The 14,517-nt window shown below is 70.3% G+C and carries 13 protein-coding genes; 7 read left to right on the top strand and 6 right to left on the bottom strand.

Translation table 11 applies throughout. From position 1 onward, the window contains the following. Positions 1–63 precede the first annotated feature (63 nt). A complete protein-coding gene (locus RM788_RS24760; protein ID WP_315934140.1) occupies positions 64–477 on the top strand; it encodes a hypothetical protein in 414 nt (137 codons plus the stop codon). Here the strand turns inward: RM788_RS24760 and RM788_RS24755 are convergent. From RM788_RS24755 to RM788_RS24745, 3 genes are read right to left on the bottom strand one after another with little or no spacing between them, the layout of a single operon-like run. Then, on the bottom strand, positions 474–1,211 hold the full coding sequence (locus tag RM788_RS24755; protein WP_315934139.1) for an SDR family NAD(P)-dependent oxidoreductase: 738 nt from the start codon (positions 1,209–1,211) through the stop codon (positions 474–476). The genes RM788_RS24760 and RM788_RS24755 overlap by 4 nt on opposite strands. Positions 1,212–1,252: 41 nt before the next feature. Then, positions 1,253–2,035 carry a hypothetical protein gene (locus RM788_RS24750; protein ID WP_315934138.1) on the bottom strand — a complete coding sequence of 261 codons (783 nt, stop codon included), beginning with the start codon at positions 2,033–2,035 and terminating at the stop codon, positions 1,253–1,255. A gap of 4 nt (positions 2,036–2,039) precedes the next feature. Beyond that, on the bottom strand, positions 2,040–2,933 hold the full coding sequence (locus RM788_RS24745; RefSeq protein ID WP_315934137.1) for a DNA-processing protein DprA: 894 nt from the start codon (positions 2,931–2,933) through the stop codon (positions 2,040–2,042). 157 nt (positions 2,934–3,090) lie between these two features. On the opposite strand from RM788_RS24745, the gene RM788_RS24740 reads away from it, so the two are divergent. Beyond that, a complete protein-coding gene (locus tag RM788_RS24740) occupies positions 3,091–3,660 on the top strand; it encodes a hypothetical protein (RefSeq protein ID WP_315934136.1) in 570 nt (189 codons plus the stop codon). On the opposite strand, the gene RM788_RS24735 is transcribed toward RM788_RS24740, so the two are convergent. Then, positions 3,632–4,267, bottom strand: coding sequence for an HAD family hydrolase (locus RM788_RS24735; RefSeq protein WP_315934135.1), 636 nt, complete (start codon positions 4,265–4,267; stop codon positions 3,632–3,634). The two genes, RM788_RS24740 and RM788_RS24735, sit on opposite strands and share 29 nt — an antisense overlap. 68 nt (positions 4,268–4,335) lie before the next feature. On the opposite strand from RM788_RS24735, the gene RM788_RS24730 reads away from it, so the two are divergent. The 5 genes from RM788_RS24730 to RM788_RS24710 all read left to right on the top strand — a co-directional run bounded on the left by RM788_RS24730 (position 4,336) and on the right by RM788_RS24710 (position 11,309). Beyond that, positions 4,336–5,553: an MFS transporter gene (locus tag RM788_RS24730; RefSeq protein ID WP_315934134.1), complete on the top strand. Its 1,218-nt coding sequence runs from the start codon at positions 4,336–4,338 to the stop codon at positions 5,551–5,553. A gap of 110 nt (positions 5,554–5,663) precedes the next feature. Continuing rightward, positions 5,664–7,661 (top strand): PhoX family protein, encoded by a 1,998-nt coding sequence (locus RM788_RS24725; RefSeq protein ID WP_315934746.1) that lies wholly within the window; start codon positions 5,664–5,666, stop codon positions 7,659–7,661. A gap of 109 nt (positions 7,662–7,770) precedes the next feature. After that, positions 7,771–9,876 carry a PhoX family protein gene (locus tag RM788_RS24720; RefSeq protein WP_315934133.1) on the top strand — a complete coding sequence of 702 codons (2,106 nt, stop codon included), beginning with the start codon at positions 7,771–7,773 and terminating at the stop codon, positions 9,874–9,876. Between the two features lie 146 nt (positions 9,877–10,022). Further along, positions 10,023–10,568, top strand: a complete 546-nt coding sequence (locus RM788_RS24715) for a DUF3455 domain-containing protein (protein WP_315934132.1) — start codon at positions 10,023–10,025, stop codon at positions 10,566–10,568. Between the two features lie 57 nt (positions 10,569–10,625). Beyond that, the gene (locus RM788_RS24710) at positions 10,626–11,309 is read left to right on the top strand and encodes an SDR family oxidoreductase (RefSeq protein WP_315934131.1); all 684 of its coding nucleotides are present in this window, start codon (positions 10,626–10,628) and stop codon (positions 11,307–11,309) included. Positions 11,310–11,647: 338 nt separating this feature from the next. Here the strand turns inward: RM788_RS24710 and RM788_RS24705 are convergent, their stop codons facing one another. Both RM788_RS24705 and RM788_RS24700 read right to left on the bottom strand, forming a co-directional pair. After that, the gene (locus tag RM788_RS24705; protein ID WP_315934130.1) at positions 11,648–12,955 is read right to left on the bottom strand and encodes an amidohydrolase family protein; all 1,308 of its coding nucleotides are present in this window, start codon (positions 12,953–12,955) and stop codon (positions 11,648–11,650) included. Between the two features lie 114 nt (positions 12,956–13,069). After that, a complete protein-coding gene (locus RM788_RS24700) occupies positions 13,070–14,257 on the bottom strand; it encodes a sensor histidine kinase (RefSeq protein WP_315934129.1) in 1,188 nt (395 codons plus the stop codon). Positions 14,258–14,517: the final 260 nt, after the last annotated feature.

Here is a 14,517-nt window from a genome sequence, read left to right as displayed (position 1 = left end):
GCCCGTTTGGGGGATACCCCCTGTTCCGCAGGCCGATAGCCTCCGGAACAGGGGGTATTTCTCATGCTGAAGCCATTGTTGGTCGCCGTGTTGTTGACCGGTCTCTGCACGCCCGTCGCCGTCGGCGCGACCGCGCCGCCGTCGACGTGCCTCGAACCGCCGGTCTCGGACAAGAACGAACTGTGCGTGGACCTGTTGCCCTACAGCGGCAAGGAGTTCGCGGGGTACGGCCGGTTCGTCCCGACGGCCAAGGACGCGCCGGACCAGTTGGACGTCGTGGTGCAGCAGAGCCGCACGATGTGGCCCGAACCGCTCACGATCGCCAAGAAGACCGTCACCGGCAACGGCGAGATCAGCGCCGTCACCGACGCCGGTGCCATCAGCGCCGACGCCACCGCCGTCCGGGCGTGCGCCACCGGGTTCGTCCTGACCGGCTCGCGCGCCTACGACGTCTGCACGCCCTGGCAGCCGGTCTAGCGCTTCGACAACCGCAGCGAACGCCACGACCCGTCGGCGGTCCACCCGCCGTCGACGGGCAGGGCGACGCCGTTGACGTAACCGCTGCGCGCCGGATCGGCCAGGAACGACACGGCCTGCGCGATGTCGTCCGGCACCGCGAACCGCCCCATCGGCACGTGCTCCGTGATGTCCTCGTCGACGTAGTACCCGCCCGCCTGCGACTCCACGTCCATCTCCGTCTTGACCCAGCCGGGGCACACCGCGTTCACCCGCACCCCGCGCCCGCCCCACTCGACGGCGAGGGTCCGCGTCATGCCGATCAGCCCGTGCTTGCTGGTGTTGTACGCGGCCCGGTCGGCCACACCGCTCAAGCCCGCGACCGACGCGATGTTCACGATCGAGCCGGAAGCCTGGGCGAGCATCGTGCGGCCGAACACCTGGCTGAGCAGGAACGGACCGGTGAGGTTGACCTCCATGATCCGCTGCCACAGTTCCGGCGACGTGTCCTCGAACGGGGCGATGCCCGCGATACCGGCGTTGTTGACGAGGACGTCGACTCGGCCGTGCTCGCTCAGCACGTGATCCGCCAGGCGGGTCACGTCAGCGGCCGACGCCACGTTCCCCGTCACGCCGTCGGGGGTGTCCTGGAGGTCGAACCCGACCACCGCGCACCCCTCGGCGCGGAGCACCGCGACGATCTGCTTCCCCATGCCCTGCGCCGCACCGGTCACCACCGCAACTCGCTCAGTCATGGGGGGAGGTTAGGGGTGGTTCCGGCGGGGTGGGTAGGTGGTCAGCGGGTGTCTGGGGGTGAGTTCAAGGGCGGCTGGGGCTGGCAGAGGCAGCAGAGGTCCCAGTCGAACCGGCGCGTGGCTGCTCGACCGAGGTACTCCGCTGTGGCACCGGGGCGGAAGTCGGCGTCGAACCACCTGCCGAGCACCAGCACCGCGACGGTCTTCGCTCCCGCCGTCCGCAACGCCGCCGCCGCCGACTGCGCGTTCGCACCCGTGGTCCAGGTGTCGTCGACGAGCAGGATCCGGCTGCCGTCCACCCGCCCCGTGGCGGAGAACCTGTCCAGGCTGAACTTCCGCCCCTCCGCCGCGTCCTGCCCGGTCCTCAGCACAGGTCGGTAGCGGCTCCTGGTGGTGCTCATGGTCTTGCCGACCATGAGCGCCAAGGGGTGGTCGACCCGGCCTCCCGTGCTCGGCACCGTCGTGACCAGGTCGAAGTTCTCGACGCCCGCGGCCGTCGCCAGGCATGGCTCGTGCGTGGCGACGAACCGCTCGGTGACAGCGGTCAGGCCCAGGCGGATCCTGTTCCGCACGGCGAGCAGCCTGGAATCCTTGTAGTGCCACAGTTCGTGGGCGAACTGCTTTCCCCGGATCGCGAGGGAGATGGGCACCACGACCTGGGCGAGCACCGACCCGGCGAGGTCCAGGTGCTCCCGGCAGCGGTCGCAGCGGGTCGTGGACCCGACCTCGCGCCAGCACGTCGCGCACACACCAGGTCCTGCGGTGGGCGGTCGCAGCAGGAAGTTCTCGTACGGCTCGGACAGCCGCGTGACCGTGTTGTCCACCGCGTCAGAACTGCGCCAACTCGGGCGATTCGACCGTCAGCGCCGCCACGGCCTCGAGCAGGTGGTCGGGGCCGGTCAGCACCGTGGTGCTCGGCAGGCGGGCCATGTCGCGCCCCCATGTCGTCCCGCCTGCCACTTCGGGCATCAGGAACACGTGCCTGCCGTGCTCCAGCGCGAGCCGGGCCTGGATCCGCGTTCCGCTGTGCTCCCCCGCCTCCACGACGACCGTGGCGATGCCGCAGCCGCTCATCACCGCGTTGCGCATCGGGAAGTTGCGTTTGGACGGCCCCGTGTCGGGCAGGAACTGCGACAACACCGCACCGGTGCGGACCAGTTCGGCTTGCAGACCGGCGTTCGCGACCGGGTAGCAGTGCCGCAGCCCGGTTCCGACCACCGCCACCGTGCGCCCGCCCGCGTCGAGGGCGGCACGGTGCGCGGCCGTGTCGACCCCCGCCGCCATGCCGCTGAGGACGGTGATGTCCTGCTTGGTCAACAGGGTGGAGATCTCCCTGGTGACGGAGAGTCCCCGCGGACTCGCCGCGCGACTGCCCACGACCGCGACCGCGTGCCGGTCGGCGGGGTCGAGGTGGCCCCGGTACGTGAGGAACGGGGGGCGCTGGTGCACCATCAGCAGTTGCACCGGGTAGTCGTCGTCCAGCACGGTGGTCAGCCCGATGCCCTCCGCGCGCCAGCCGTCGATCTCCTGCTCGACCGCGTCGAGCGCCGAGGTCGGGTCGAAGCCGATGTCGTCCAGCGCGGGCTGTTCCGGCGCCAGCAGCCGCTCCAGGGCGGAGAGCGCCGACCCGGTCTCCTCGACGAGCCGCGTGACGTCCGCCCAGCCCCTGCCGCTTTCGCGCAGGGCAAGCAGCAGAGCTGCCTGTTCGCGTGTGTCCGCCACCGCGGCATCGTATCGAACAAGGGTTCGAAATCCAGCCTGGCGCTCGCCGGGTACGACTCGATCGAGATCGCGAACGTGCACCCGCGAGCCGTTCACCAGTTCTTACGGCTCCATGACCTGGGCGGTGTTCGGGGGTTTCGGCAACTAGCTTGGCCCGATGCACATCCGCACCCTCCTGGTCGCGCTACCGGGCTTGATCCTCGCCGCCGTGGGGTTGACGCATCCGCAGTACCTGGATGCCTCGACCGCCCACCACTGGCGGGACATGCACATCGTGTTGGCGTTCGTGTTCCCGTTGCTGGCGGCGGCGGTGTGGGTGCTGCTGGACACCAGTCCGCCGGTGGTGAGGTGGCTGGGGCGGGTGGCGGCGTTCGGGTACGCGGTGCTCTACGGGGCGTTGGACACGATCGCCGGGGTCGGTGGTGGGGCGATGGCCGTCGCGCAGAACGGGCGGACGCCGGTGATCGATCCGCTGTTCGACATCGGCAACGCGCTGGGTACACCGGGTGCGTGGTGCTTCCTGGTGGCGTCGGCGCTGCTGTTCGGCGGGATCGCGTGGCGGGTTCGGTGGAAAGCGGTTCCCGGTGGGGTGGTGCTGCTGTTCGGGGCGTACCTGTTCCTGGACAGCCACATCTACTGGCCGAAGGGGGTGTTGGCGATGGCCTGCTTCGCGGTGGGGTTGGCGGCGTTGAGCTTCGTCAGCCCAGTGCGGCGGGCAGATCGGTGATGGAGGCGACGACGGTGACGTCGGCCAGCACGGCGGGGTCCGGGGGGAAGTGCGGGTTGGGGACGGCGTAGACGGCCATGCCCGCGGCGATGGCGGCGCGGAGGCCGTTGGTGGAGTCCTCGACAGCGGCGCACGCGGTCGGGTCCACGCCGAGTGCGCGGGCGGCGGCCAGGTAGACGTCGGGGGCGGGTTTGCCCGCGCCGGTCTGTTCGCTGGACAGCGCGACGCCGACCAGGTCCGCCAGCCCGGTCGCGGCGAGGAACGCGCTGATCAGGACCGGTGGGGACGAGCTGGCGATGGCGACCGGGTAGCGGGACGCGATGGCGCGGACGGCGTCGACGGCGCCGTCGATCACGGGGGCGCGCCGGGCGTAGCGGGCGGCCATCTCGTCGACCACGCCGGTGGCCGTGACCTCCGGGGTGAGCTGGACGCCGACCTCCGTGACCAGGTAGGAGGCCCATTCGGGGGTGCTCATGCCCTGCATGGCCCGCGTCGAGTCGGGCAGCCACCGCCCGCCGTGGGCGGCGGCGAACGCCTGCCGCACCTCGTCCCACATGCGCTCGGAGTCCACGAGTACGCCGTCGAGGTCGAAAACCACTGCTTCCACAGCGCAGACGGTACCTGTGGGACAAAATACTTAGGATGGCGAAGCAAAATAGGTTAGCATAGCTAACTGTGAGCGAACACCCGAAACTCCTCGATGCGATCAAGGGCCAGCCCCGCCCGGTGTGGATCACCGCGTTCGCCGCGGTGATCGCGTTCATGGGCATCGGCCTGGTCGACCCGATCCTCCTGTCCATCGCAGAAGGCCTGAACGCGACACCGTCGCAGGTCACCCTCCTGTTCTCCTCCTACCTGGGCGTCCAGGTCCTCGCGATGCTGTTCACCGGCGCGATGGCCGCGCGGTTCGGCGCCAAGCGCACCGTCCTCACCGGCCTGGTGCTGATCGTCGTGGCGACGCTGGCCTGCGCGATGGCGGGCTCGATCGGCCAGTTGGTCGGCCTGCGCGCGGTGTGGGGCCTCGGCAACGCCTTCTTCATCGCCACGGCGCTGTCGGTGATCGTCGGCGCCGCGTCCGGCGGCCAGAAGGGCGCGATCCTGCTCTACGAGGCGGCGCTCGGCATCGGCCTGTCGGTCGGCCCGCTGCTCGGCGCCCTGCTGGGCAGCATCTCGTGGCGCGGACCGTTCTTCGGCACGGCCGCGCTGATGGCCGTCGCGCTGGTCCTCTGCGCCACGATGCTGCCGTCCGACGCGAACGAGAAGCGCGCGAAGGTGAGCCTGCTCGACCCGTTGCGCGCGCTCAGGCACGGCGGTCTGTTCCGCACGTCCGCCGGCGCCGCCCTGTACACTGCGGCGTTCTTCACCGTCCTGGCCTGGTCGCCGTTCGTGCTGCGCTGGGGTGCAGTCCAGATCGGCCTGATCTTCTTCGGCTGGGGCCTGTGCGTCGCCGTCGCCGGCGTCCTGCTCGCACCCAGGCTGGCCGCGCGGTTCGGCGAGCGGCGCGCGACGGTGTTCGCGGTGCTCGGCTTCGCCGTCCTGATGCTGGTGATGAGCGTGGACGACAAGGCCGTGCTGGTCGTCGGCGTGATCCTCAGCGGTGTGGTGTCCGGCCTGCTCAACACCCTGTTCACCGGGACCGCGATGAGCATCAGCCCGTCGCCGCGCCCGGTCGCGAGCGCCGGCTACAACTTCCTCCGCTGGCTCGGTGGCGCCGCCGCCGCGACGCTGGTCGGCCACGTCGCCGAGTGGTTCGGCTCGGACCACGCCCCGTTCGTCGCCGCGACGGTGCTGTGCCTGATCGCCGCGGGCCTGCTCTCCATCGGCGACAAGCGGACCGACGCCCACGAGGTGCCTGCCGAAGCCGTCCTCGTCGGGGACGAAGTCGTCGGTTAACAAAAGGTGAACAACCCCTTACGGTCAGTGTGTTCCCCGGACTGACCGTAGGAGGCGTTCGAGTGCGACAACTACCCCTGCTGGCCAACCACTCCCCCGGCCGCGCCGCGATGACGTGCGAATACCGGTGCGGCAACGCGTGCTTCCACGACGTGCCCAACACGTCCGACAACAACTACCTCGGCGACGTGGTCCGGCAGCTGATCGACAGGCGGACCGCGTTCAAGGCCGGAGCGGTGGTCGCGTTCGCCGCGAGCACCGGGTTCGCCGCGAGCGGCACGGCGACCGCCGCGGACTCGGAGCGGCAGGTCCCCGGCGGGGCGCCGCGCGGGCTCGACTTCAAGGCCGTGGCCCCCAACCAACTGGACGCGGTGGTGGTGCCCGAGGGGTACCAGCAGCACGTCGTGATCCGCTGGGGCGATCCGCTGTTCCCCGGTGTGCCGGAGTTCGACTTCGACGACCAGACCGCCGAGAAGCAGGCGAAGCAGTTCGGCTTCAACTGCGACTTCGCCGCCCTGCTGCCCCAGGACGCCTTGGGGTTGGTCAACCTGCTGGTGACCAACCACGAGTACACGACCGAGCCGATGATGTTCCACGGCTACGACGCGAACAACCCCACCGAGGAGCAGGTGCGCATCGCCTGGGCGGCGCACGGCCTCAGCGTGGTGATGGTCCGGCGGTCGCTGTCCTCGGGCAGGCTCACGCCGTCGTTCAGCCGCTTCAACCGGCGGTTCACCCTGCTCACGCCGTTCGAGGTGCGCGGACCGGCCGCGGGCAGCGACCTGCTCAAGACGTCGGTCGACCCGACCGGCACGCGCGTGCTCGGCACGATGAACAACTGCTCGGGCGGCGTGACGCCGTGGGGCACGATCCTGTCCGGCGAGGAGAACTTCAACCAGTACTTCGGCAACGCCGACTCGCGCTCCGACCCGCGGCTGACCCGCTACGGCGTCACCGGCACCTCCACCTCGCGCAAGTGGGAGCGCTTCGACAAGCGGTTCGACCTCGCGCGGGAACCCAACGAGGTCAACAGGTTCGGCTGGGTCGTCGAACTCGACCCGACCGACCCGACGTCGACGCCGGTCAAGCACACCGCACTCGGCCGCTTCAAGCACGAGACCGCGAACATCCGCGTCGCCGCCGACGGCAGGGTCGTCGCGTACTCCGGTGACGACGAGCGGTTCGAGTACATCTACAAGTTCATCTCCACCGGCAAGGTGCGCAAGGGCGACAGCAAGGCCGCGCGCAGGCACAACATGACGCTGCTCGACGACGGCACGCTCTACGTCGGCCGCTTCACCGGCGACAGCCCGCCCGCGGAGATCGACGGGACCGGGAAGCTGCCGTCGGACGGGAACTTCGACGGCTCCGGCCAGTGGATCCCACTCGCGTCCGGCGACCGGTCGTTCGTGGAGGGCATGACCGCCGAGGAGGTCTACGTCTTCACCCGGCTCGCGGGCGACAAGGTCGGCGCCACCAAGATGGACCGGCCGGAGGACATCCAGGCGCACCCGACGACCGGCGTCGTCTACTGCGCGCTGAGCAACAACGTCGACCGCGGCAAGCCGGGCAAGGAAGGCGCGACCGAGCCGAACCCGAGGCTGCTCAACAAGCACGGCCAGGTCCTGGAGTTGACCGAACGCCGCGGCGACCCGCTCGCACTCGCGTTCGCGTGGAACCTGTTCCTGGTCTGCGGCGACCCGGCCGCGCCGGACACCTACTTCGCGGGCTTCCCGAAGGACCAGGTGTCGCCGATCTCCAGTCCGGACAACGTGGCGTTCGACCCGCACGGCAACCTGTGGATCTCCAGCGACTCGGGGGCCGCGCTGAACGGCAACAACGACGGGCTGTTCGGCGTCCCGGTGTCGGGGCCGCACCGCGGGCACCTCAAGCAGTTCCTCACGGTGCCGCGCGGCGCGGAGACGTGCGGTCCGATCATCGACGAGCGAGTGGTGGTCGTGTGCGTGCAGCACCCCGGTGAGATCGACGGCGCGACCGCGGACAACGTCGTGTCGCACTGGCCGGACGGCGGCACCAGCCAGCCCCGCCCGTCGGTGGTCGCGGTGTGGAAGCCGGGTGGGCGGCAGCCCGGCGGGATCGGGTCCTGAGGTGTCCTGATCGGCGGGTGTTCGTCCGGCGTTCACCTCGATGTCCGCTGGACAACCGCTTGTCCTCCTACGGTCGGCCGGTTCCCACCGATCCACCACGGAGGTCCGCGTGCCCGCACCCGCCGATCGGGGCCGTCGCCTGCTGCCCCTGCTGCTGCCCAACCACCCCCTGGGGCGGTCGGAGACGACCTGCCTCTACCGCTGCGCCAACGCCTGCGCGCACGACGCGCCCAACACGTCGGACAACGCGTACTTCGGCGATGTCGTCCGCGATGTCGTCAGCCGCCGCGGCGCGCTGAAGGCGGGGGCCGTCCTCACGGTGGCGGGCCTGGGCGCCGCCGCGCTCGGCACCGGCAGCGCGGCCGCGGCCCCCTCGACGCCGTCGGCGGCCGCCGACCTGAACGCCGACGCCGACCTCGGCGGGGGCCGTCGCCGCGACGGCCTCAACTTCACCGCCGTCGCGCCCAACACCGAGGACCGCATCGTCACGGCCGACGGCTACACCTCCGCCGTGGTGATCCGCTGGGGCGACCCCGTCGTGCCGGGCGCGCCCGCGTTCGACTTCGACCACCAGACGCCCGAAGCGCAGGCCATGCAGTTCGGCTACAACAACGACTTCTGCGGCCTGGTCCCGCTCGACGGCTGGAACCGCTGGCTCATGGGAAGCAACCACGAGTACACGACGGAACCGTTCCTGCACAAGGGCTACGACGCCAACAACCCCACCGAAGCGCAGGTCAGGATCGGCTGGGCCGCGCACGGGTTCTCCGTCGTCGTGGTCGAGCAGGACCGCCGCAGCGGCAAGCTCGTGCCGAAGATGGACCGCCAGTACAACCGCCGCATCACCGCCACCACGCCGTTCGCCGTCGACGGCCCGGCCGCCGGCAGCAAGTTCCTCAGGACCTCGGTCGACCCGACCGGCAAGAAGGTGCTCGGCACGTTCGGCAACTGCGCCGGCGGCGTGACCCCGTGGGGCACGATCCTGTCCGGCGAGGAGAACTTCAACGGCTACTTCGCCGGTGGCGCCGCGATCACCGACCCGGTCGCGCTGGCCCGCGCCACCCGCTACGGCCTGCCTGCCGCGACGACCGAGCGCAAGTGGGAGCGGTTCGACAAGCGCTTCGACCTCGCCCAGGAGCCCAACGAGTTCAACCGGTTCGGCTGGGTCGTCGAGATCGACCCGCACGACAAGACCGCGGCGCCGGTGAAGCACACCGCGCTCGGCCGGTTCAAGCACGAGGGCTGCACCATCCGCGTGGCGGCGGACGGCCGGGTCGTCGCGTACATGGGCGACGACGAGCGCTTCGACTACATCTACAAGTACGTGTCGAAGAACAGGATGGTGAAGGGCGACAGCAAGCGCGCCCGCGAGCAGAACAAGAGGCTGCTCTCCGACGGCACGCTGTACGTGGCGAAGTTCAGCGGCAACAGCCCGGTCGCCGAGATCGACGGCACCGGCGAGCTGCCCGCCGACGGCCACTTCGACGGCACCGGCGAGTGGACCAGGCTCGCCAGCGGCGACAAGTCCTTCGTGGACGGCTTCACCGCCGAGGAGGTGTACGTCTTCACCCGACTGGCCGCCGACAAGGCGGGCGCCACGAAGATGGACCGGCCCGAGGACATCGAGGCCAGCCCGCGCACCGGCAAGGTGTACGCCGCGCTGACCAACAACACCGACCGCGGCAAGCCCGGCAAGGAAGCGGGCACCGAGATCAACCCGCGCGTCGGCAACAAGAACGGCCACGTCCTGGAGTGGGAGGAGAACCGCGGCGACCCGACCGCGACGACGTTCCGCTGGACGCTGCTGCTGGTCTGCGGCGACCCGGCCACCGCCGACACCTACTTCGGCGGCTACGACAAGTCGCAGGTCAGCCCCATCTCGTGCCCGGACAACGTGGCGTTCGACAGCAGCGGCAACCTGTGGATCTCCACCGACGGCAACGCGCTGGGCTCCAACGACGGCCTGTTCGCCCTGCCCGTCGAGGGCAGGTACCGCGGCCGGGTCAAGCAGTTCCTCACCGTGCCCAAGGGCGCCGAGACCTGCGGTCCGGTGATCACCGACCGGTTCGTGCTCGTGTCGGTGCAGCACCCCGGTGAGATCACCGGCGCCAACGCGGACAACCCGCTGTCGCACTGGCCCGACGGCGGCACCAGCCAGCCCCGTCCCGCGGTCGTCGTGGCGTGGAAGGAGGACAACGGCCGCATCTGCGGCTGAGTCCACTCGGGACGGTGCCCTGGGACGCTTCCTGTGTCCCAGGGCACTTTTCCGCCTTGAACCACTCCGGACGAGCGCACGTGTTGTGGGTGGCTGCACCGCGGACAGCCGGTTCCCCCAACGGCCATCCCATCCAGGAGTGCACAGTGAAGCTCATCGGTCTGACCCTCGGCGCCATCGTGCTGGCGGGCGTGACGACGGCCTGCGGCGGCGACGCCACCGCGGGCACCGCCCTGCCGTCGTCGGACACCAAGGTGGCCGACACCCCCGTGGCCACCGTCCTGAAGGTCCCCGACGGCAACAGGCTCGTCGGGAAGTACCAGGCCAGCGGCGTGCAGGCCTACACCTGCACCGCCGGGGCGTGGAAGCTCCTCGAACCCGCCGCCTCGCTGGTCGACAAGGACGGCAAGCCGATCATCCTGCACTCCCGCGGCCCGGTGTGGGTGTCCACCGTGGACGGCAGCGCGGTCGACGCGACCCCGGTCGAGGGCGGCAAGGCCGACCGGCCGAACGCCATCCCGGAACTGCTGCTCAAGACCAAGACCGCCCGCGGTGACGGCCTGCTCGGCGACGTGACCTACGTGCAGCGGCTGAACACCGAGGGTGGCGTGGCGCCCGGTGGTTCGTGCCAGTCGGATGTGCAGCTCTCGGTTCCGTACACGGCGCTGTACACCTTCTACGCGGCTGCGTGAGGGCTGGTCGTCCTGCGGTTCTGCCGAGCCGCGGGGCGACCGCTTAGGGTTTCGGGTATGTCACCTGTCGCTTTGATCACCGGGGCTTCGCGCGGCATCGGTGCCGCCATCGCCCGTTCTCTTGCGGATACCCATGAGTTGTTGCTGGGTGGTCGTGAATCGGATGCCTTGACGGCGTTCGCCGGTTCGCTGCCGAACGCTCGTGCCTGGCCGGTTGACCTGACCGATCACGCCGCGCTCGCGCGGGCCGCGTCCGGTGTCGACCGTCTCGACGTGCTGGTGCACAGCGCGGGGATGACGGAGTTGGGGAACATCGGGGACGCGACCGCTGATGTGTGGCGTCGGACGTTCGACCTGAACGTGTTCGCCGTGGCCGAGTTGACCCGGCTCCTGCTTCCAGCTTTGCGTTCGGCGAAGGGGAACGTGGTGCTGATCAACTCGGGTGCTGGTTTGCGTGCGAATCCGAATTGGGGGGTTTACGCGGCCAGCAAGTTCGCTCTGCACGCCTTTGGGGACTCGTTGCGTGCGGAGGAGGAGCGTGGTGGTTTGCGGGTGACGTCCGTGCATCCGGGTCGGGTGGATACGGACATGCAGCGTGGTGTTCGTGAGCAGGAGGGTGGGGAGTACGAGCCGCAGTACTACCTGGAGGCGGAGTCGGTCGGGCGAGCGGTTGCCGCGGCTGTTCTTGCTGGGCCGGACGCGCACCTCACGGACATCGTGATCCGGCCGCGGGCGCATTAGACCGGTCGATGCGGGTTCCGGCGAGCAGCTCGACCACTTCGCTGGGCCGATTCCCGATCGGAGCGTTCACTCGACCAGTGGAACCTTCCAGCCTTCACCCCGGCCCGCGAGGCACCTGGTTCTTCCGTCGCAGGTGAGCCGCCTTCCCGAGTTGTCCACAGCTCCCGAAGCTGTCCACAGTTCTGCGTCCACCCACCCCATCAGGCTTTCCACCTCGATAAACTGGCCCAGGGCTGTCCCCCCGGGACGGGCGGGGTATGTGTCGGGGTGGGTGGCGTTGATCTTTGATGTCGGGTGTTGAGGTTCTGCGGCAGTCCGGTTGCCCGGCTTTGGAGAACTCAGCCGCGCAGTCGGGCTGCGACTGCGCCTACTGCGGCTTGTGCTTCTGAGCGGTCGACTCGTGTGCTTTCGCCGTTGGCCACGACCTGCTCCCCGGCCACCCACACGTCCAGTACCCGACGCGACCCCGTGGCCCACACGAGGTTCGCCAGTAGTTGGTCGTCGGGGGCGTCGAGGCCGGTGGCGAAGGCGGGGTCGTCGGTGTTGATGTGCACGAGGTCGGCCCAGTTGCCCGGTTCGAGGGCGCCGATGTCGGTGCGGCCGAGGGCTGCCGCGCCGCCGCGGGTGGCCAGGAGGAGGGCGTCGGCGGCTTTGATGGCGGAGGCGTCCAGGGCGGTGACCCTGGCGAGGAGGGCGGCCAGGCGGGCTTCCTCGAAGAGGTCGAGGTCGTCGTTGCTGGCTGGGCCGTCGGTGCCGAGGCCGACCGGGACGCCGGCGTCGAGGTAGGCGCGGAGCGGGGCGATGCCGGAGGCGAGTTTGGTGTTGGAGCCGGGGCAGTGGGCGACGCCCACGCGGTGCTTGGCGTAGATGGCGATGTCCTCCGCGGACAGGTGCACCGAATGCGCCGAGAGGACCCGGCCCTCCAGGACGCCCGCCTGTTCCAGCAGTTTGGGCACCGAGCCGTGGGAGGCGCGTTGGGCGGTGTCCTCGTTGAGGGCTTCGGCCACGTGGATCTGGGTGAGCGCGCCGCGCTGCCTCGCGGAGGCGGCGAGTTCGCCGAGCACCTCGGGGGCGAGCATGTACGCGGAGTGGGGGCCGTAGCCGAGTTCGACGCGGTCGCCGGGGCCGAAGCGGAGGCCGTCGGCGTCGATCCACTTGTCGATGGCGTCGGCCATCGGGCGCCACGGCATGCCGGGGAGGTCGAGGACGGCGATGCCGACGACGGTGCGCGAGCCCGCGGTCAACGCGGCCTCGACCAGCTGTTCGGCGTGGAAGTACATCTCGGCGCTGGTGGTGACGCCGTTGCGCAGCATCTCGACGGCGCCGAGGAGCATGCCCGCGCCGCTGTCCTGGGGCGTCATCTTGGCCTCGTTGGGCCAGATCGCCTCCTGGAGCCAGCGCAGCAGCGGCAGGTCGCCGCCCAGGCCGCGGAGCACGGTCATGGGGCTGTGGGCGTGCGTGTTGACGAGGCCGGGCATGAGGATGCCGGTCAGGTCGCGCCGTTCGCCGTCGAAGGCGGGAGCGGTGGCGGCCGGGCCCACGTGGGTGATGCGGCCGTCGTCGGACACGTCGACCACGGCGTCCCGCAGAACGCCGCAGGTCGGATCGCAGGGCAGGACCACCGGGGCGTGCAGGCGCAAGGACATGGGACGAATCCTGCCCGATCGGGTTTGGTTCCGCGAGGACCGGGTATCCGCTTGTCACCAGACCTGTCTCCACCGAAGGGCCCGGCGCGATGAAGCGTCGGGCCCTTCGAACTCTCAGCGCGCGATCGGGATGCTCGCCCGCACTTCCCAGCCGTCACCCGGCCGCTTGCCCGCCGTGAACGCGCCACCCAGCAGTTCCACGCGCTCGCGCATCCCGACCAGCCCGTAACCGCCCGAGCCGCCGATCGGCACCTGCCGGGTGCCGCGGCCGTCGTCGGCGATCCGCACGTGCACCGAGCCGCTCCCGGTCGTCACCGACACGTCCACCCGGCTCACGTCGGATGCGTGCTTGCGCGAGTTGGTCAGCGACTCCTGCACCAGCCGCAGCACCGACCGCTCGAACTCCGGCGGCACCTGGTCGGTCAGGTCGAACTCCAGGTGCACCGGCAGGTTCGACTGGTCGGCCACGGCCCGCACGTCCTCGGCGAGGTCGCTGGTCGAGTCGACCTCACCGTGCCCCGCGACCTCCGAGCCGCGCAGCGTGCCGACGAGCCTGCGCATCGCGGCCAGCGCCTCGGTGCCGCTGTTGGTGATCACCGGCAGCACCTCGCGCGCCGCGTCCGGGTTCAGCTCCAGCACGGCCTCGGCGGCCTGCGAGTGCACGACGATGCTGGTCACGTAGTGCGCGACCACGTCGTGCAGCTCGCGCGCCAGCGCCATCCGTTCGGCGTGCTGCGCCTCCAGGATCTCCGCCTCGACCCCGCGGGTGCGTTCCCGGTCGCGGGACCGGAAGTACAGCCCCGTGCCCAGCGAGAGGACCAGCATCACGCTGCCGGTGATCAGGCTCGACCACAGGCTCGGACCGCTGTAGTCGAGCCCCTCGTAGTAGTCCGGCCGGATCCACCGGGACGCGGCGGTCACGGCGATGAGCGCCAGCACCGCGACCAGCGCACGCCACCTGGACTCCTGCCGGACCAGGATCGCGATCAGCGCCATCAGCGCGGCCGTCTCGGAGATGACCAGGCCACCCGCGATCGGGACGGACGGGGGCACGTCGACGATCCTGAGCAGCACCGAACCGGCCAGCACCGCGGCCGCCGCGGCCAGCGCGGTGTCGAAGGGCCTGAGCGGGGTCAGCACCGCGAGCGCGCACACCGCCACCGCTCCGGGGAACTGCCACCACTGGGCGGGCTCCCCGCCGGAGGCGGAGATCACCTCCAGGAAACCGAGGAAGAGCAGGGCCAACACCAGCGGCCACTGGCGTCTTGCCAACGCGCGCCAGCCAAGGTGAGGGGGCTTCACAAGGAGCCACCGTAGGTCCTCGGGGCTGAGAGCGCGTCCGCCCCCGGTCGGGCGGGGCATCAGCCATAAGGCTGACTTCGACCGCCTGGGAAATACCCCGCTGGCCGATGTCGGATCACCCTTCGAGGGGTGACTCTGGAGAGGCGGGGGTTCGGGGAAGAGGAGGACGTCATGTTCACGGTTGTCGTTACTTGGTTCGGCGCGATCGTCGGTTTGCTGGTTCTGGTCCTGATGGCCCTATCAGGCGTGATGGTCGACTC

This window comes from Umezawaea sp. Da 62-37, from assembly GCF_032460545.1.
Taxonomy (GTDB): Bacteria; Actinomycetota; Actinomycetes; order Mycobacteriales; family Pseudonocardiaceae; genus Umezawaea.
The sequence above is the reverse complement of the archived record's forward strand: the minus strand, read 5'-3'. Positions and strand labels throughout refer to the sequence as shown.